General features: G+C 55.8%; 23 protein-coding genes. All 23 read right to left on the bottom strand.

Translation table 11 applies throughout. From position 1 onward, the window contains the following. Nucleotides 1–66: 66 nt before the first annotated feature. A complete protein-coding gene (locus BXP70_RS27225) occupies nt 67–600 on the bottom strand; it encodes a hypothetical protein (protein ID WP_086597283.1) in 534 nt (177 codons plus the stop codon). Then, the gene (locus BXP70_RS27230) at nt 600–1427 is read right to left on the bottom strand and encodes a hypothetical protein (protein ID WP_143436732.1); all 828 of its coding nucleotides are present in this window, start codon (nt 1425–1427) and stop codon (nt 600–602) included. Before BXP70_RS27230 ends, BXP70_RS27225 begins: the two co-directional genes overlap by 1 nt. A gap of 108 nt (nt 1428–1535) precedes the next feature. Further along, nucleotides 1536–1745 carry a hypothetical protein gene (locus BXP70_RS27235; RefSeq protein ID WP_086597285.1) on the bottom strand — a complete coding sequence of 70 codons (210 nt, stop codon included), beginning with the start codon at nt 1743–1745 and terminating at the stop codon, nt 1536–1538. Next, complete coding sequence (locus tag BXP70_RS27240; protein ID WP_086597286.1) at nt 1745–2047, bottom strand: hypothetical protein; 303 nt, start codon at nt 2045–2047, stop codon at nt 1745–1747. Before BXP70_RS27240 ends, BXP70_RS27235 begins: the two co-directional genes overlap by 1 nt. Next, a complete protein-coding gene (locus tag BXP70_RS27245) occupies nt 2047–2328 on the bottom strand; it encodes a hypothetical protein (RefSeq protein ID WP_143436733.1) in 282 nt (93 codons plus the stop codon). Before BXP70_RS27245 ends, BXP70_RS27240 begins: the two co-directional genes overlap by 1 nt. A 486-nt stretch (nt 2329–2814) precedes the next feature. Then, on the bottom strand, nt 2815–3402 hold the full coding sequence (locus BXP70_RS27255) for a hypothetical protein (protein ID WP_086597289.1): 588 nt from the start codon (nt 3400–3402) through the stop codon (nt 2815–2817). 6 nt (nt 3403–3408) lie between these two features. Continuing rightward, nucleotides 3409–3978 carry a type II TA system antitoxin MqsA family protein gene (locus BXP70_RS27260; RefSeq protein ID WP_143436734.1) on the bottom strand — a complete coding sequence of 190 codons (570 nt, stop codon included), beginning with the start codon at nt 3976–3978 and terminating at the stop codon, nt 3409–3411. A gap of 11 nt (nt 3979–3989) precedes the next feature. After that, the gene (locus tag BXP70_RS29745; RefSeq protein WP_143436735.1) at nt 3990–4388 is read right to left on the bottom strand and encodes a toxin; all 399 of its coding nucleotides are present in this window, start codon (nt 4386–4388) and stop codon (nt 3990–3992) included. A 292-nt stretch (nt 4389–4680) separates the two neighbouring features. Further along, nucleotides 4681–5526 (bottom strand): hypothetical protein, encoded by an 846-nt coding sequence (locus BXP70_RS27265; RefSeq protein WP_086597291.1) that lies wholly within the window; start codon nt 5524–5526, stop codon nt 4681–4683. 13 nt (nt 5527–5539) lie between these two features. Beyond that, nucleotides 5540–6052 carry a glycoside hydrolase family 19 protein gene (locus tag BXP70_RS27270; RefSeq protein ID WP_218779884.1) on the bottom strand — a complete coding sequence of 171 codons (513 nt, stop codon included), beginning with the start codon at nt 6050–6052 and terminating at the stop codon, nt 5540–5542. Nucleotides 6053–6081: 29 nt separating this feature from the next. Then, a complete protein-coding gene (locus tag BXP70_RS27275; RefSeq protein ID WP_086597293.1) occupies nt 6082–6660 on the bottom strand; it encodes a bacteriophage holin in 579 nt (192 codons plus the stop codon). Next, on the bottom strand, nt 6660–7676 hold the full coding sequence (locus BXP70_RS27280; protein WP_086597294.1) for a DUF6712 family protein: 1017 nt from the start codon (nt 7674–7676) through the stop codon (nt 6660–6662). Before BXP70_RS27280 ends, BXP70_RS27275 begins: the two co-directional genes overlap by 1 nt. Next, nucleotides 7673–9040, bottom strand: a complete 1368-nt coding sequence (locus tag BXP70_RS27285; protein ID WP_086597295.1) for a hypothetical protein — start codon at nt 9038–9040, stop codon at nt 7673–7675. Before BXP70_RS27285 ends, BXP70_RS27280 begins: the two co-directional genes overlap by 4 nt. Nucleotides 9041–9042: 2 nt before the next feature. Further along, entirely contained in the window at nt 9043–9366 is a 324-nt protein-coding gene (locus BXP70_RS27290; protein ID WP_086597296.1) for a hypothetical protein, read from the bottom strand. A gap of 316 nt (nt 9367–9682) precedes the next feature. After that, nucleotides 9683–11371, bottom strand: coding sequence for a hypothetical protein (locus tag BXP70_RS27295; RefSeq protein ID WP_086597297.1), 1689 nt, complete (start codon nt 11369–11371; stop codon nt 9683–9685). After that, nucleotides 11364–12017, bottom strand: coding sequence for a hypothetical protein (locus BXP70_RS27300; protein WP_086597298.1), 654 nt, complete (start codon nt 12015–12017; stop codon nt 11364–11366). Before BXP70_RS27300 ends, BXP70_RS27295 begins: the two co-directional genes overlap by 8 nt. Continuing rightward, entirely contained in the window at nt 12014–12283 is a 270-nt protein-coding gene (locus BXP70_RS27305) for a hypothetical protein (RefSeq protein WP_086597299.1), read from the bottom strand. The genes BXP70_RS27300 and BXP70_RS27305 overlap by 4 nt, the downstream gene beginning before the upstream one ends. Further along, the gene (locus BXP70_RS27310; protein ID WP_086597300.1) at nt 12280–12894 is read right to left on the bottom strand and encodes a hypothetical protein; all 615 of its coding nucleotides are present in this window, start codon (nt 12892–12894) and stop codon (nt 12280–12282) included. The genes BXP70_RS27305 and BXP70_RS27310 overlap by 4 nt, the downstream gene beginning before the upstream one ends. A gap of 126 nt (nt 12895–13020) precedes the next feature. Next, on the bottom strand, nt 13021–13590 hold the full coding sequence (locus tag BXP70_RS27315; protein WP_086597301.1) for a hypothetical protein: 570 nt from the start codon (nt 13588–13590) through the stop codon (nt 13021–13023). A 63-nt stretch (nt 13591–13653) separates the two neighbouring features. Further along, nucleotides 13654–14094, bottom strand: a complete 441-nt coding sequence (locus tag BXP70_RS27320; protein ID WP_086597302.1) for a hypothetical protein — start codon at nt 14092–14094, stop codon at nt 13654–13656. Nucleotides 14095–14193: 99 nt separating this feature from the next. Further along, complete coding sequence (locus BXP70_RS27325) at nt 14194–15165, bottom strand: hypothetical protein (RefSeq protein ID WP_086597303.1); 972 nt, start codon at nt 15163–15165, stop codon at nt 14194–14196. 56 nt (nt 15166–15221) lie between these two features. After that, the gene (locus BXP70_RS27330) at nt 15222–16586 is read right to left on the bottom strand and encodes a S49 family peptidase (RefSeq protein ID WP_086597304.1); all 1365 of its coding nucleotides are present in this window, start codon (nt 16584–16586) and stop codon (nt 15222–15224) included. A gap of 97 nt (nt 16587–16683) precedes the next feature. Beyond that, on the bottom strand, nt 16684–18671 hold a 1988-nt coding region (locus BXP70_RS27335), incomplete at its 5' end, for a glycosyl hydrolase family 28-related protein (RefSeq protein ID WP_143436736.1).

An 18671-nucleotide genomic window follows, 5' to 3' on the forward strand; every position in this document is an offset into this window, starting at 1 on the left:
TCGCTTGCGGGTTAGTATCGGGCTCGTAATTACTGAAAAGCCACTTTTTAAGGAGAAGATGGAGCATTATGCAGGCAGGAAGGCGTCGGGGTTGTAGGTTAATGCTTGCGTGGCAGAGCTGCGGAACATGAAGTTGAAGCGCGTGCCCACAAAGCCTCCAGCGATGGGGCCAACGGCCTCCTGCATCACGTCGGCCGGCGTGATGACTAGGCCGAGCTGCTCTAGCTCATAGATGAAGGCGCCCATCAACTCTTCGCCGATGCGCTCAGTAGCATCAATGGCCTTGTCGCGGGCATCGTAGTCGCTGGTGTCGATGTACTTCAGCACCAAAAAGGCCGAGTGGTGATACTTGGCGTAGAACTCGCCGTGGTTATCATCATAATCGGCTTGGTAGTTTTCCGAAATCATCGCGGCGCTGCCGTCGGATAGGTCGAGGCGGTTGCGCAGGCTGTTGTAAAACTCCGACAGATCGAGCTGCTTTTGCAGCGGGTCGCTGCTGATCAGGATGCGCAGGAAGCGCAGTTGTTCTTCCGAGTGGCGGATATCGGGGTGGCGCATGGCCAGCCCGCGGCTGATGGCCGTGTATTGACTGTGACGCATTAGGACTTGTTTTTAGTGGCTTCTGCTTGCTCGCGGAGGCGCTCGGCGAGTTCATTGTCATCCTGCATTTGCGCCAGGATGGTCAGCGTGAGTGTGCGGCCGGTTTCGACCATGGTGCCGAATTGCTTGCCGCTGAGGTCGCGCAGCACCCTGCCCCAGTCGCTGGTGCGGCCGTCCTGCGATTCGCCTGCTTGGAACACCAGCGGGTACTGCCGCTCCATCCACGTGCGGCAGCCGCGGTACCAGGTGAGTATGGCCAGCTTTTGGTCGTCATCGAGCGTGGCGAGTTTCTCGGCCCGCTCGGCAATCAGGTGCTCATTGAAGTCTTCCCGGATGTCGCCCCCGTAGCCGGGGCTCTTGGGTTTGTAGGGGTGGCGCTGTGGCCGGTATAGCACCGCCAGCATCTTGTGCAGGTAGATGCGGTCCTTCGTGGCCAAGTAGTGCAGGCAGTACGAGTCGGCAAACACGAACTCGGCGAAGGTCAGATTGCGCAGGTACTCGCGAGGGCCGTGGTACTCTTTCCAGGAAACGTGCACGCCCTGGCCACCGCGCACGCGCACAGTGGGCAGCAGTTGGGCCGTCAGGTCGTTGCTGGTCAGCAGGAAGTCGACCAGCATCGTGAGCTGCAGCTGCTGCACTACAGTAAAGCTGTTCACGTAGGAAAGACGCTCATCGAGTAGCACGCAGAGCAGGCGCAGGCGCTGGTGGTGCTGATCGTACGAGTCGGTATGGAGCACGGTAACGACCCGCTGCAGTTGGTGGGCACTAAGCTCATTCCAAGTAGCTGGCAGCTTGTAGTGCTTGCCGTCGATTAAAACGTGATTCATGAGGGTGCGGGAGGTTAGCTTTTCAAAGCTCCTGCCGCCAGCACCTAGGAAAAAGGACACAAAAAAGCCCCGACCGCAGGGTCGAGGCTTCGTGGTATGGTAAGGGAACTAGGATCGGCTAGTGCCGCGGCTTAAATCGTCAACCAGTTGCTCCAGCGCTACAATCACCGAGCAAAGCTTGTATTCGGTCATATTCGGCGGCGTGAAGGGGATGCTGTACCGTTCATAAAGCAGCCAAAGGTCGCTGTCAGAAATGTTGGCCACCGGCACCACCGGCAGATTTGGTTTGGGTTCCTGGGGTTGTTCGTCGGTAGGCATTAGGCAGCAGCGGCTAAAGGTGCGGAAGCTTCGGATAAGGTAGCCAGTCTGCGCAGGCTTACAATTAAATCGGCGTAGGCATCAGCCTCCCCATTATCAGGCCACTCGGGGCTGTGGCCTTCTTCGACTAATTGAATGGTGGCATCCTCCAGCGCGCAAATGATGCGGTGGGGCGGCACCTTGGCTAGAAGTTCCCGCAGGTCTTCTAGCGCGGGAGCAGGAATGATGCTGGTGAGGGCGAGGCGCGCAATGAGCGAAGCCGCTTCGTGGACCGGAGCGAGTACTGCGGTTGTGTGCTGCATTACCGGGCGGCTTTACGAATGGTGATACTTTCCCAGGCATCGTGCATGGCATTGACGATGCCGAGTACACGGCGCAGCTTGCGAGCCGAATCGCACTCCGTTTCCTCATGAATAAGGTAGCTGGCTACTTCTTGTAGGTCACCAGTTAGTTCATTCCGGTCGCCTTGGTAGCGGGTGTGCAACATCTTGAGTAGCGGCTGCATATCCAGCTCGTGGCCGGAGATAGGGTCCTTTACGAAGAGGGCTTCGCTAGGAAATTGGGTCTTGTCGTGACTGAGCATAGTCCACGGAAAAGAAAACACGGCATCGGCGGGAAAGAGGTGCTCAGTAAACACAGTGTGTTTGACAGTGCGGCCCTCACGGGTACCGCCCTCTTTCCAGCCTTTGCCGTGGTGTCTGGATTACCCTAAAAATAAAAACGCCACTCTACTACACCTCGACTGGGTTTAGAGTGGCAGTCTTCCACTGTATTTACTGAGCGTATCAAAGGAACGGCCCTCTCGCATAGAATGCAAGAGGGCCGTGATATTTTTTTGTAACAGCTTGAGACGAATGTGAAACAATTAATTCTTCTCCAGAACAAAGGTATTAGTTGTTCTAGATGATTGAGTTGAGGTAGCTTGGTAGACCTGTTTTACTACGAAGCCATCTTGCAACACTTCGTTAACTTCCTTTAGCCCAACGTTATCCTTCAGTGTTTGCTGAGTCATATCAATGTTCACAATGACTATTTTCTGTTGCATATGATGTATGATTGTTCACGTACACTATTGTTTTGGTTCCTCTTTCTTCTTCGTTCTAGCTACCCCTCTTTTAGGCCCCTTTTTCCCTTCATTGGCTTCATCTTTCCGAAACTTTCGAGCTAATGCTAGAGCTTCTTTCATTAACTGTTGAACTGAACGAAGAGGTAATGCAAATCCTTGTAATACTGTATCACTGATTTTACTCATAATCATACCTCTTGCAGTAGAGTAAGCTACGGCTATCAGTGCGTAACCTACCTGTGCATTAGGCATCATATGATCAGATTCAGGAATCTTTATCAATAAATCCTGCAAGTTCAGGACGCGAAATGCCAAGAAAATGGTGAATGACCCCTGTACGCCAACTGGCTTACTTTCAGAGTCTAACGCGGCAACTTTAACACTTATCTTGAAAGTTATTAATTGATTCTCTAAGTCGTATGATGGAAGAATTAGAATGTCAGGATTATCATACTCGGCTATATTATCAGGTGAGATATTCTTGTAAGGCGAGAAAGTCTCATGGCCAGTGTCTTGTATAACACATTCCATAAACAGTGCCTCAACAAGGTGTATCTGATCTAGGTCGAGAGAAGCGTTATTTTGTTCCATTGGCTACTATGCAAATGGCTCTGGTTTTGCTACTTGTGGAGGGGTCATAGCAAGATAATTCTCAAAAGCGCACCCACCGTAAAAAGCCAGCTGTTCTGCAAGATGGTTTATTGGCCAATTCAGTTTTGCCACTACTGGCCGATGCTGCTTCAGTTTTTTAACAATCTTCTCAGGCAACACATGCGCACGGTTTTTAAGGAACCAGGGCCACATAGTATGGTCGCAGAACTGTTGTAGCAGTATCATGTTAGATTCAGAAGGCAGCTCTCCTTTCTCATACTTCGAGAATTGATTAACTCCTAAACCTAATAACAAGCCGGCTTTTTTAGCGCTTAATCCTAGTTGTTGACGACGTGCAATCAGCTGCTCTGATGTGGGCACGCCATTGCGCTCACGCCACAAGCGATGTAATTCATCCAAATACACCTGATCCTGTTCATCTGTCGTGAACAACTCACCACTATCTACACACTTGTAGGCTGGGGCTTTTACCAAGAACTCTTGACCGCGGAAGGGATAGAGTGCCTCATCAAAAACAAGCTCAGTAGGACCACCTGTGAAAGGACTTTTCAACATGATATATAAGATCAAGAACGGAAGGGATAGGTCATGGTTCTTTCCGCTACGTGGAAAGAAAGACACACTGGAGGAGCACCGTAAGCTCCAATTTGAAGTTTGATATAGACCTCTAGGCCCTTGACAATGGTGCCAAAAACCCAAATAGGTCCTTCCCCCGGTGGAGGGTAATTAAAGGTGTCGGGATCTGGGCCAACATAATAGTCATACGCAGTAAGACGTAAAATGTATTTAGCACGATCCGCTGCTGCGATATCTAATTCACTTAACGCAGTACGGTTTTTTCTACGCTCGTCTCCCGATACCAACTTGTATGCGATGGGCTCCGGGCGCATACGCATCTTGGCATGTAATTCACGTAAAAAAGTAGCGACTTCATCGAATGAAGGTTGAGGCGGAGATGAGACCAAAGTTCAGATATATAAAGCGTAAATACAACGAAAAAGTTGCGAATTTTTATACACGCAAAAATTCACTGCAGTGTTGTATCTATGTTAAGGTGTTTGCAGATAGATGTTTACTTAAAGTGCGAGCACTTTACAGATAGTTTTTAGCACTCATTTCCTTATCACTCTCATTCAAATTGCCAATGCTTGCAAACGAGCAGCTTTTTGAAGGATTTTGACTGCTCTAATTACGAAAAAAGCCCAGCGATTGCCGAGCCTTTTTCGTACCATTTTGAGACAATTTTTAACCAGTTGTTTACTTGCTACTAGCAGCCCGCAGCTCCCGTACGAGTTGCAGGCGCTTGCGGTGCTCGGCGGCACCATCGCGCAGGTTTTGCCGGAGTTCCTTGCGCCGCTGTGCCCCCTCCTTCTTATGCTGCTTCAGGTTTTTCTTGCGAGCCTTCCGGTCAGAACGCTCCACTTGCTTGGCCACTTTGAAGTTGTAGTTGCGCGAGTGGGTAATAACCAGCTGACGTTGGGCCAGCACGGCAGGGCTTGCTAGGCAGAACAGCACGAAGGCGGCTACTCCCGCCAGCCAGCGGAGCTGACTGAAGAATTTAACCCCGATATACATGCCGGCAGCAAGACTAAGCACTGCAATCAGCGCCAAAACGTACCAGGGCGTGGTTTTGGTAATAGTCTTGGTGATGATTTTTCTAACGACCTTGGGCTTTTCCTTGGTTTTGAAGCCCCCGTTTTGCCCACGCAAATCGGCTTTTTTGTAGTCGCTGGCCTGCGCATTGCTGGTGGCTACGGTGCTGTTTTTCACGCCGGTGGGGGCGTTGTAGATGTTGACCGTAGTGCGGCTTTTATCGACCGTCTTGCCGGTGAGCTTGGCCTTCACCCGGGCCACCAAACCTAGCTTGGGCTGCGGCTGAGCGGAGTAGTCATAGCCCGAAGGAATACTTTGCGCATACGCCGGCCGTTTGAAGTTTACCGCGGGCTTCTGGGGGGCGCTCGTGACTAGGTGCGGCGTGGTAGGCTCCAAGGGTCCGGTTTTCAGTTGCTCGCTACGGCAACCGGTGCAGAGTAGAAAAGCGAAAATGGCCAAAAGGCCCGTGAGCAGCAGCCTGCTGAAGAAAGTGCGGGTATCGTTTTTCATCGACGTAGTAGGGTTAGGCAAGCTTGACACCGAGGGCCTTAGCAGCGCGCAGAAAGCGAGCCTCGCGGTCGGCGTAGCCATTGCGGCCACCGTTGATGCGCTTGGTGATGGTGAGAAAGAAGTTGCCGTCCGCCATTTCGTTGAGGCTGCGGCTGTTCCAATACCAGCCGGCCGAGAGGGCAGCGTATAGCGGCTGCTCCAGCAGCAAGGGGTTGGCCACGAAGTCGACGCCAAAAGCGCGGCTCAGGGCGTAGTAGTTGGCGCGGCCGGTAATTTGAATCAGACCGCGGCCACGGAAGCGCACACCATCACCTTTTTGGGTATTACCTAGGTCTGTACGGCCTTCGTAGGCCGCACCACTGGCAATCTCCCGAACGTAGTCTAAGCCAGCTGACTCGTGCCCGATTTGGGCCAAGAAGTGAGCAGCCCGTTGGGGCGTGTTGATCTGATACTTTTCTAGCGTCGTGTTGATCGGGCCTAGAAATAGGTCGGCTTCAGCAGCCGTGGTGCCAACTAAGGCAGCCATAAGGAGAGCTTTCGTAAGCTTCATAAAGATTATGGGGTAACTTCTAAGGGCGATTTGATAGGGTCAGCGCAGCCGGTAACCCGTTCAGTGGTAGCAGCTGGAGCAGGGCTGGGGATGGCTGCTAAGGTGCCGGCAATGCCTTCCTCGGCAATCACAGCTAGGCGCTGACGTAGTCCTTTGGGCACCATGCGCGGTTCGATCAGGGCGATGTGCTCCATGATGCTCAGTCCTTCTCGCGCCATCATGACCGAGTACATGAAATAGTCGAACCACTGAAACAGCACGTTCGGGTCGCCGCGCACGGTAAAGTGCGTCATCACGTGCGTGAGAATGAGCATGTTGGCGTACAAGCACAACTTGATGAATATGCGACTGAAGCCGCGGCTGCTTACCGTGCGCAGTTTCCAGTTGCGCTGCACGCCCATCACCGTGTCGACCAGGATCAGCACCAGCAGATACCCGAGGAAATCCCAATCGGAGAAGAAGTACTTCTCGATAAGCTGGCCGGCAATGAGTAGATAGGGCGACACCTGCAAGCTGATTTTGGCAGCCGCCTGCGTTTTCGGGCCAGTGGCCACGCTGATGAGGGTACTCAGTAGGACGCGCATTAGCCTAGCCAGCCGTAAATGGGTGAATCCTTGGGCGTCACCACGGTTGGGCGCGGCGTACCGGGTGCTTGGTAGCTAGCGGAGCCGAAATAAGTGGCGTACTTGGTGGCCGAAGCGTTGGCGTTGAGGTGGGTGCGCAGGCGCGTCAAGAACACGTCGGCATCGCTGAGGGCCTGCTGCACTTTCATGGCTAGCAGCGCGTCGATGCTGCCATCCGACTCTTTGCGGTTGCTGTCGTCCAGCCGGTACACGTTTAGCTCAATGGCATCGCCATTCAGGCCCAGCCCAAGTTCCGGCACGGCTTTGCCGACCGTCAGGTGCGCCAGGGCCGGCCGCACGTACAACTCCATCACCTGTTCGTTCTCGGCCGTCAGGCTGCGGTCGAGCACCTGCTGCTTCAGCTCCAGGTAGTAGGAAGGACCCAGCACCGGCTCGATGCTGAAGCGCTCCATCTTACGAAGCGTGGGCAGCATGGCCAGATACGTCAGGCGTGAATTGCCAATGTTGTAGTGCTCCGAGAATTGAACGGCCGTGTTCAGAAAGAACTTCAGCGAAGCCGTGCGCGCAGCCGACGTCGCCCAGGCTTCAAACTCCGGCGCCTCGATGTTTTCGTCGAGCAAGTCCAGGGCGCGCTCCAGCGCGTTGTAGCCCTTCTTCGTCCAGCCGGATAGCAGGCGGTCAATCTGCCACTGAAAGGCGGTTTTCTTGTCGCCGGTGGTCGTGATGTGCACGCCCATGTCGGAGATTTCCACCTGGTTCAGCGGCAAGTACTCCACCATGGATAGCGTGGCCACGGCGCACTGGAGCAGTGCCAGCACCTCCTGCTCAGCCGCCGTCAGCTCCGACTTGGCCTTCAGTTTGGCGTCGAGCTGATTGAAAAACGCCGGCCCAACCAGCGGCTTCACGCGGTACAGTTCCACCAGGCGCATGTCGGGCTGCACGCTGGCCAGCGTGAAGGTGCCCTTGTTAACGCCCACGTGGGCGCGAAACTCATCGAGAGTCGTGATTAGGCTCATTTGCTTTCTTGTTGCTTGGGCTTGCTTTCGGGCATGGCCATGACGTAGGGATTGAGGAAGCGCCACACGATGGGCAGGCCATCCACTTGCCAGCCGTTGTAGCGGCTGATCAGGTTGAGCGGCTCCAGCACCAGGTCCATGTGGAATTGGGCCGTGCTGACGAAATTGTTGAAGAGCACCCGCGGCTCTGAGCCACCCCCGGCGCCGTCGCCCATGCCCTTGCCTGGGCTCACGCCCATCAGCGACGGGGCTACGCCCACGGCGGTGTAGACGTGTGAGCTGGCCTCGGCCGAGTCTTCGATGTACAGGCCGTCTTTGAGCTTGTCATCGATGGCCGTGATTTTGAAAGCGGCCACTTCCATCCCGGTTTTCTTGTCGAGGATGGTCGTGGTCATCACCGTTTTGCCGGCACCGTTGGTACCGCTCATCACATCGTTAAACGCCTTGATTTCAGCTTCTAACAGTGTCTTCTTCTCGTCCCTACTCAGCCCATCCCAGTCGCCGTACTTCCATTCCCAATAGGCCGAATGCACCTCAATGAGGTACTTCACGCTCAGCTGGTTTTTGAACAGCGACTTCTTGAACTCGGGGATGGCTGCGGCAACGTCGAGCCAGCCTGAGCGGCGTACCGAGTTCCAACTAGCTAGCTGATAGAGGGCCTTGTCGGGCGCCGGCACGCCCAGTGGGTAGACGTACTTGAAGTCTTTACCGCGGCGGATGTTGCCTACGGCGTCGTAGTAAGGGTCGACCACCGGAATCGTGGTTGAGTTTTCATCGCCTACCCGGCCCCCGTTGTCCCAGTTGGCGTTGTACTCCACGGCGGGTATGACGCCCTTCTTCGGTTTCCAAAAGCGGCACCACGCGGCCTCCAGTTCGGCAATAGCGACGATTTTATTCCGCGACTTGCTCAGAATGAGTTCTGGAAAGCCCATCGCGTAGTAGTTCACGTCGTGCAGGGCCTCAAAACCGTAGCGGTTCAGGCAGGAACGAATGGCAAAATCATCGATTTCAGGCACTTGCTGCGCCTCAAATAGCTTGGTGCCGTCCTTGGCGACGCCACGAACGACGCCGTACACCAGGCCGGCGCCGTACATCATGCTCGTTTTGCGCTCTAAAACGCTGGGCAGGATGGTGTTTTTCTCCACGTCGGCCAGCACGGACTGCGGAAACTGGTTGTCATCGCCCCAGTAGACGATTTCCCCCCCGTTCGTTTCTTTCTTATCAGAGGCCGCAGGCAGCTCGCCCACCTCGTCGCCGGCGCCGGCGCCGCTGCCACTGGTGGCCGCGCCGATGTTGGTGCGCATCATCACGCCCGACTCGGACGAGTAGCCTAGGCTCAGGTCGTCTTTTACTACAACGCTCATGGCTACAGGACTTTTTGACCGTTGAGGGAGAGAATGAGCCAGATTTGGACTTTGCGCCGCTGGCCGCTGTTGCCCACCGTGATGTTGCGGGTGGCGTTGGTGTAGTGGCTGGGCTGCCGCGACGTGGCGGGCACCGGCACGCGCTTCTCAGGCTTGGCTTTGCCCTTCACGTGGCGGGGCCGGGAGAGCCGGCAGTTGTGCCACTCTTCTATTTTGCCGCCCGTTTTGCGGGTGCGGCTGGCCTTGACAAAGCGGAGTGTGAAGCCTTCCGTGGCTTCCTCCATCTGCTGCAGGGCGTCTCCTAAAAGAATACTGTTCGCAATCATGGAAGCGAAATTCCGCCCGACTGCACGCGCAAAAAAGGACACGAAAAGCCCTGCCGCGGGGTGCGAAAACCGCCTGAAAAAGCCAATCTCACAGCCAACCGCGCTGGCGGTACCGTGCGGGCCGTTTTTGGCCTTCCGCGGCGCGTTTTAGTCTCAAAATCTCACAGAAGACCCCAACGCGCACTGTTGCCGGTGGAAATTTCCAAAAACCCGCCCAGGGGATATACCAATAAAAAAACCGCGTTTGCAGCCTGCAAACGCGGTTTTCATTATTTCCAATCGAACTGAGCGACATCGATGTCGCTCAGTGGTCTGGTTAGCTACTAACCATGAGCAGCCCCGAGGTCTCGGGCGTCGAGCGGGCCACGTGCTTGTCGATGCTGAGAAAGTGCAGGTCCACAGTGTCGGTGAAGTGGGTGGCTTCCTCTCCTGGTATGGTCTTCTTCTTCTCGCTGCCCTTGTCCTTCTCAATCTCGCCCTTGCTATTCTCCTTCAGCGGGGCCATACTCATGGCCGTGAGTGTGTGCCGGCAGTTGACCTTGTTGAAGCGGATGCGTAACTGCCGAGCGTCCTGCTCACCGAGTAGGTCAATACCTAGCTTGTAGCGAATGGCATAGTTAGGTACGCGTCCCTGGTTGAAGAAGCGTACCCGCCACCCTCGCTTCTGTAGTTCCTCAGCAAATTGCTGGTTGTAGGTCAGCTTACTATCGGGCCTGCGGGCGTTACCCCACTCACTATCTTCAATGAAGTGGAACTCCTTTAGTAGGTGGTTCTCATAGTAGTCACAGAACAGCTTGGCTAGGTCCTCGATTAGCTTAGGGTGCTTGACGTGAAAGTCCTTCAGGAAGCGATACTCGCCTGCATCCTTGTGCACCTGAGCAACCGATAAGCAGCTAATCTTACTACCCCAGTCCACGGCCCCACGCAGGGGCAGGTGAGCCAAGCAGTCGGAATCGAGTAAACAGCCAGGCTCCTTTAGCTTGGCGATGTTGAAGTTCAGGCCCGCGATGTAGTCAGTGGCCATGCACTCCTCGGCGTGGTGGCTGATCTTCAACCTAGGGTAGAAGCCGGCTTCTACTGTGGCCGGCCGCTGGTTTAGAATCTCAATCAAGAAGACGAAATCCGATAACTCGCGGCGCTGCTCTTCGACGTAGGGGATGCCGATGTTGGCCAGGTTGTCGAAGATGTTGGCCTCCGAATACAGCAGGCCCTTCGGCGTTTCCTGGCGGTTACGCTTCATGGCCTTGGGGTTCGGGTAGAAACGCAGCTGACGGCTTAACTCCAGAATCTCCTCATAGAGCTGCATGCGCGTGGTCATGCTGCGGGCATCGACAAAGTCCAGCTGCAGCTTGATCATGTTGTTGCGCGTGGCCTCAAACGCGTTGCCGTCCCGCTCATAATAGAGCGAATCGTTGAGCAACCACTTGCCCTGGTCGCCCCACGGCATCGAGCTGAAGAGAAACTTGCCGTGGTGCAGGTCGCACCCCTTCCAGTAGTTCTTATTGCCCCGGTTGGAGGCAATGACGTCGGTACCGAGCTTCTCGCGGTCCAGTAGCAGCGCCTCGTCCCCGATGTAGCCGTCTAGGTTTAGACCACGTGAGCTAGAACCGTTGCCATCCTGCGAAATCAGGTGAAAGCCGGCTCCAGTGTAGAAAATGATGAAGTGCTTATAGCTCACGGGCCGCTGGAATGGCTCGGGCCAGTTCCAGTTTTCGGGCGGCTTGCGGCCGATGAAATAATGCACGTCCTTGATGTAGCCGAGCTTTTCTAGCTGGGCGATGGTCGAGGGCAGCGTGCGCGTGAGCAACTGGCCATAGGTCGAACCAACGATGCCCCAGCAGCTGCGGGGCATCTTGGTCACGATCATGTGAATCAGCCAGGCGATGATGGTCGACTTGCCAGTCGCGCGACTCCAGAGCGAAACGGCACTGGCTAGTTTCGACAGAATGAAGCGGAGCTGCGGCCGGTTGAACTTAATCGGTTTGACGTCCGGAGCACTAGTCATCGTCCTCGTCGCCTCCTTCCGATGACTCCAGTAGCAGCCCGCGCATCTCCTCCAGGCCCACGTCGCTCTGCTCCACGGCTTCGATCACCTGGGCATAGGTATCGGCGTCAATCTTGTTCAGATTGCCCAAATCGATGCTTTTTTCTTGTCCATCCTTGCCGTTCAGCGTGATGGAAAGCACGTAGGTGCGGTTAGCCAGCACCTCGGGCGTCAGCGCGTTGCCATCATCCTTATCCAGGCCCTTGAGCACGGCCATGTTCTTGATGGCCGTATTCATAGCCTTCAAATCCGGTGGTTTTGCACTAGCAGCTAGCTGGAAAACCTTCATTGCAAACTCGTACAGGATGTGACGAATGCCATCCTTGTAGGTGCGCGTCACGTCGCCGAACAGCCGGATGGCTTCGGTGCAGCGCCGGTACGCTGAGGCGCGGGAGATGCCAAAGCGGCCCACCAGTAGCGGCACTGCCTGCTCCAGCGAGTGATAGTTCACCAGCAAGCTGTGCGCGGCCTCCAGTTGCTCTTTGCGCAACTTATCGCTGGGACTGAGCCGTTCTTCGGCCCCTTCCATGACGTAGGAGGCACGAATCCGGTCCAGCGTCGTTTCGGTGGAGTTATTATAGTTCGGGTTCGTATCGAGCGCGCTCATTTGTAACGGCGACGGCTAGATGTGTACCCTCTGAACTGCTGCTTTCGTGAGGTATAGTGGCGGCCAAAACCTAGGTTGTTCAAGTCTACTTCGTCGTAAACAGGCTTCACTGGCATCGTTAGCGGCAGTACCTGCTTAGGTTCTGTTTCGCCTACAATGCCACGCTCACGCGCTTCATCGTAGGAGATGACCTCAGCACCGGCTTGTCGGGCCAAGGCCATATGGCAGGCGCTCAGGGCGCCTACAATGAGGATTGTGCTTTTCATTTGGAAAGTTTGGATTCGAGTAGTGCGATGTTGGCCACCACCTGTGCATGGTCCTCAGCGCGGTCGGGGCGGTCCTGCAGCTTGCTGCGCTGGGTGCGCAGCAGCTTCAGGTGATAGTGGATATCACCTAGGCTAGTGAGTGAGGCGAGCTCCGGAGCGGGTGCTGGCGCCGCGGGCGCGGCCGGCAGCACGCCGTGCTGCTGAAAGTGTGCTTCTGCGTCATAGCTGGCCGTAATGGAATCCGCTAAGTCCAGAATCTCCAGCGCTACCACGCGCCGCTCTTCGTCCGTGGGCATCCGCTCCAGTTGCGCCCGCAGATAGTCGCGGCGGGCGAAGTTGCCCCGGCGCGTCTCCTTGAGTCGCGCCAACGGGTCAGCGTTGGCCACCGAGGCAATTGGGGCCGCTGGGGCGGGTGCAGCAGCTGGCAGAGCAGCGGGCACTTCCTCCAGGAGCCGGCTCAACTCACGCGCCAGCACCTCCCGCGTGTAGGTAGTGCAGGCGCCAGCCAGCAGGCGCTTTACCACGCGACTAGTGCCATACTTTTCAAACAGTGCCACGCCGGCAGCGTAGTCGCCCGGAGAAGCTAGCCAGGTGGAAATTTCCAGTTTCATAGCCCAAAACTGCCTCCACTAGCACCGGCAGAAAAGGACGCAAAAAGGGCCTGATCATACGACCAGGCCCTTTAGCAGGAACGCTTATTTCTTTACTACCCTCTCCAGTAGTCGTTCCTGTTTTACTTAAACGCCAGGGGCAGCTACTACGGTACCATCCGCTTTGCGAAGGGAACCATCTGCCATCTGAATGTCGCCTTCGTAGAAAAGCAGACCATTGGCGTAGCCCTCTACTTTGAAGGTGAATCCGCGGCGACCTGAGTCAAGCGTGCCCGAGTCAAACTCACCCAGGATCTCAACGCCTAAGCCCTCCGAACCTAGCTGCAACCACACCTTCTCGGGGGTTTGCACCAGCAGGATGGCTTCTTGGTTTTTGATCTGGCGGTCGAACTCCGCTACTTCCTTGCTGTTGCCAGGATGGAAGAAGGTGAAGTCGATCTTCTTGCCGCGGCCGTCCCGGTCACCGGTGTTGCCTAGCTTCAACTGCGCCGTCTTCAGGGTCGTGTAGCACTTGAAGAAGCCCTTGTCGTCGTTGAAAACGTGCGAGCCATCAATGGTCACGGAATCACCACGGCCGGTAGTTTTCTTTACCCCCTTGATGGTTTTGAAATCCTGCATCGCCGCGACCATGATGTCGCTGAGCAAGCCAGGCTGGTTGTCTTTGCCCTGGGGGCCTTTTAATTCGAATAAGTCCATTATAGTGGCTATTGGTAGCTATTGGAAGCTGATAAAACCTTTCTTTTCTGACTACTAGAGCGCCTATTTGGCTTCGATCTCTTGCAGCAGACCTGAGCCAGAAGCGATGAGCTGCGCCAGCAATTCGGGGCTAGCAGCCAATTCATCTGCCTTCACCACTTTGTTGCCGATTTTCACCTGCTTCGCCAGCACGCGGTACTGCACATCCTCGTGCGTTACCACCAAGGGCGAGTTTTCGTCTTTGGCCGCTTCGGCGTTCGCGAGCTTCTTGGTTTGCTCGTTGATCAGCGATTCAGCTTTGTCGAGATCTTCACCGAGCGATGTATTTTCAGCCTTCAGTGCAGCATTTTCCGTTTGCAGCGCAGCATGCTGCGGCTTCAGCTCATCGAGCTTAGCAGCATACTGATTGCGCAGAGTTTGGGCTTCTAGCAAGTCCTTCTTCAGGGTTGCGTTTTCTTTATTGAGCGTTTCGATAGTGATTTGCTCGGGGGACTTATCAGCCATGATTTAGTGGCGTTTGAGACGATTTGAAACAAAAAATGATTGGTAACAGGAAGCACGAATAGCCAGCACCCTGAAGCGAGTGCCGGCTAACTCGGTTAACTAAGCGCCCGCAGGCACCACCAAATCCTGGTCGTTGGTGAAGATGATTTCGGGGATGATGAAGCCCACACCACGCCAGAAGTCGGTGAAGAACTTCACCAAACGGTCGATGCTCTCGACGTTGATGGTGCTCATGTTGCCGGTCTTCTTGCCCAGGTGGATAGCATTGGCTTTAGGCGTGCACCAGATTTTGTCGGAACCAATCATCGAAGGCAGACCTACCACCGTGATGTTAGTGTTGTTCACTTGGTTGTTGACGGCTGCGCCCTGGGTATTCTTGCCGTACTTACGCTCCTGGCCACGCAGGAACTTGCGAGCGAATTGCTCCGACGTACCTAGAATCATCGAAATGCTCCAGTAGCGGGTGTCGATGCCGTCCACGAATTGCTCGACCTGATCAACAGCATCCTGTGGATCTTCGGCCAAAGCACCGGTGATGATTGGCGTGGTGCGGCCCGACTGCACATGCTTGTTGATTTGCAGCTTCAGGCCGTTCATCGACGTACCAGCGGCACCTGGTGTGCCTTCTACTGGCGCCTTGAATACGCCGTTGTACACCTCATTCATCTCGTAATCCTCACGGATTTGCGGGATGAGGTACACTTCAACGTACCAGCGAATGAAAGGCCACGTCTTACGGTCGATGCCTTCGCCAGTTAAGAAGCCGAGCCACGAAGCCTCCAGTTCGTCTGGATACTCCTGCGCATCGACCTTCATCTTGAACTGTTCGATGGCTACAGGTTGGAACGTCGCGCCAGCTAAGGGCGTGAACTTCTTCTGGAAGGGCTGCAGCACCCGGGTCACAATGGCACGAGCAGCACGATACACGGTCTCATCGGTCAAGATGGGCGTGAGCAGCGTTTCGGTCACTGAAGGGCGAAGTAGCATCTTCACCAGGCGCTGCATGTTTTGCCCCTGGTTGATGTAATAGGCGCCGAACTCGGCGATAATAGCGGTAGTCTGGAGGCTCATAGCCTAGATAGGATTGAAAAAATGAATAATGATTTTACTTCTAGCTAGGGCAGCGCTTAGTTGAATAAGGGGTTGTTATCCAGCTCCTTATTGTGGGCTAATTCGGCGATGACCTTATTGTGATCGGCAGCACCTGACTCGCTCACGTCCGACTTCTCCTTAGAGCTGGTCGAGCCTAGAGCACCAGGCTGGTCGCCGTACTCTTCGGCTTTCTTCACGGCCTCGTCGCGAGCCGTTACCAGGTCTGCTACCGTTTCAACTCCGGCTGCCTGCAGGTCGGCTTTGAGGGTGGCTAGCTCGGTGGCGCTCGTCTCGAGTGCGTCTAGCTCAGTGCTGGAGATGATGCCGGCGCCTTTGATGCCCGCAGCTTCTAGCTCTGCGTTGGCCGCGTCGACGAGCGATGCCGAAACGGCATCACCGGTTAAGCCGGTCAGTGCAGCGACTGCCGGGAATCGTTTTAGAAAAGACATGGAGGTATTGGGGGAAGAATTAGTGGCTTTGTTAGCGCTGGCCGGCTTGGGCTCAGCATCGTTGGCAGCGGTGGCTAGTTCCAGCGCACGTTGCACGGCATAATCGAAGGTGCCGATACCATCGATCAGCCCTTCCTTTTTGGCATCTTCGGCGAAGTACATCCCGCCCTTCAGCACTTTATCGGCACTTTTGTCCGAGAGCTTATCGCCCCGACTGGCACGAACCCCGTCGTGAAACATCACGCGCAACGGGTTCAGCACCTTCTCTTTGTAAGGTTTGTAATCGCCGGCCAAGGCCGCGGTGAACTCGGCGTTCTTCTCCTCAGAGCCATCCGCCACCAGGTCGTGGAACTTCACACCTAGCTTCTCCAGCGCCGGCTTGATATCCTGAAAGCTGGCCATCACGCCGATGCTGCCCACGCGGCAGCTGGCGTTGTTGAGGATGATTTCGTTGCAGGCCGCTCCGAACCAGTAGCCGGCTGAGGCAACCATGCCATCCGAGTAAAGCACAATAGGCTTGGTCAGACCCGCGGCGATTTGCGCGAGTTCCATCGTACCATCCACAGCGCCGCCACCCGTATCAGCGTCAACCACATGGGCCACAATGTTAGGATGACGATCAGCTGCTAAAAGAGCGCGGCCAAATGAAGCAGTGCCAGGCGTATCAGAGCACAGACCAATGCGGTCCTGCTTCATCATCACCCCCTTAAGCGTGTGCACAGCTACTGAGCCATCAGGAGCGGCGTCGTAGTTGCGCACCTGGCTGCGGCCGGTACCACTCGTGCCGGCAATACCGAGCATCACTGGCTCTATCTTCGGCTCTTGTTCAACACCTTCGTAGGGCGAGCGGTTGAGCATGGCCGCAATGGACGGCAGATAGCCCTGGACCACTTCTGGCGAGATGGCCCAGGGCGAGAATAGAATAGCCGATAATAAATGATTGACTCGCATCGAATACAGGTAGTAAGCGATGCAAAACTGCCGGCACGCAGAGCCTAGAAAAAGGACACAAAAAAGCCCCTCTCATTAGGGAGAGGGGCTAGGGGTATCAAGCCGCAACGCGCAGGGTATTGACGCTCCACAGGCCTTGCCCCATGCCATCATCGAGCAAGTCATAGCCGCCGCCGATGACGGTGTGGCCTTTGATGTAGGTATTGTGGCACCAGCCCAGGCTCATCGCATTGTTGCAGTTGACCACCGTATTATCCTCGAAGATACTGCCAATGATGCCAGGCTTGTCGCCCACGAACGGGCGCCCATCGGGCTGCCATTCGTAGCGGTTGATGAAGGTATTGGGATAGCTCGTATCCACCTCCGCCACCACGTTCGGCATGCGGGCCGTGACTTTGTTGTTGCGGCAGACATAGCCCAGCACTAGGGCGCCCACACTGCGATCCTGGCGGCTTTGCACGGCGTGAATGCCGATGAAGTTGCCGTTGTGGGCGTCGGTTTCAGCCGTGATGACGTTATCCTCCACCTCCATATCCCACTGGTGGCAGAACAGCCACTGCTTCGGCAAGCCGGTCGATTGAAGGAAGGGCGTATTGTCGATGCTGCCGGCATTCGTCATCCGGTTGCCGATGATCGCCCCGCGCCGGGAAGGCGTCAGGTAGATGGTCGGGCCGCGCTTGCCTAGGTCGAAGTCGTTGTCCTCGATCAAGTAATCGCAGACGCCCTGCACACCAATGACGATGTTACTGGTGGCGTCGGGCACCACGTCCCAGGCCTCCTCCAACGTCACGCCGAGGCTCGTGCGTGACTTTACTTTCCGTTCCTGGCCTAAGCCCTTGCCGGCAATGATCGTGACCCAGTAGTGCTCATCGTCCGGCATATACATGGCCGTGTGGCTCACCGTGTAGGGGGTGGCCGACAACACGGGGCAGGCCCGCACCCGCTGCAACACCTCGCCCGTGAACTCCGCAATAATCTTTTCGCCATCGTTCGACGACTTGCCCGTGATCTTGAGGATCTTCATATCCTTCGTGGCCTCAAATGCCTGGTCCGAGGTGAAGCGGTTCTTGCCGAACACGCACCAGAAATTCGAGTGACCATGGATCAGCACGTGGTTGACCGGATCTTCCCGGTTACCTAGGCTCGCGTTCCAGAAGAAGGTGTTGGCGCTCCAAAAGGCGTGATTCGTGCCGATGGCATTCACGCCGTCCACGCAGTAGTCGAAGTAGTTGCCGTGACAAATCACGTAGCTGCTGCCATCCAGGCGCAACGGCCCGCGGGCATAGGGGCGCGAGTTGCGGTTGATGCCCTGGTTGAGCCGGTTGCCGATTAGGGCAATGCGCCGCCCTTCATACAGCTGCAACCAGTCGCTTTCGTTTTGGTCGAAGATGTTACCCTTGAGCAGAATATCGGTGCACCCTTGCCCGAGCATGTTGCCGTAGCCCTGGTAATCATCGAACCTGGCGCCGTTGTCATACAGGATATCCACCAGGCCCGAGCGGCTGGTGCCGCTGGGGAAGTAGAAGGCAAACCGTTCGGCCCCACCGGGCACGTTGCCCGTGATGCGGACTTTGCCCGGCCCCTTCAGGATGACATTGCTGGCCATCTGAATCGGGTTCTGAATCCAGTAGTCGCCGGCCGGGAAGGTGAGCACCGCCCCGCCCTTGCTGGCCAGGTACTGAATGTTGGCGTTGATGGCGGCCGCGTTATCGGCCGCCCCGGTGCTCACGGCCTGCGGCAGCACCGCATCAAACTGATTATTTTGCTTGGTAACGGCGTTGTAGGTGTTGGCGGCAAAGTCAAACTTGCCCGCCCACGGTACCACGTCCTTAATGCCGAACGAATCATTGCCGGCCCCGAGGATGGTGATGGTTTCATGAGCTGTTACGGCCGGACCGTAGCCGTTCTCGATGACGATTTTATAGGCCGTATCGACGTTGGGCCCGCCCGTGGGCAAGGTGAATTGCAAGCGCCGGGCGGTGCTCTGCTGCGTGTTCACGTTGCCCGTGATATCGATAGCTGCCCCGCCGTTTACCGGCGCTAGCTTCAGCTTCACCAGGCCCCGCGTAGGTTGCAGGTTGCGCC

It is taken from the genome of Hymenobacter crusticola (assembly GCF_002154225.1).
Lineage (GTDB): Bacteria > Bacteroidota > Bacteroidia > Cytophagales > Hymenobacteraceae > Hymenobacter > Hymenobacter crusticola.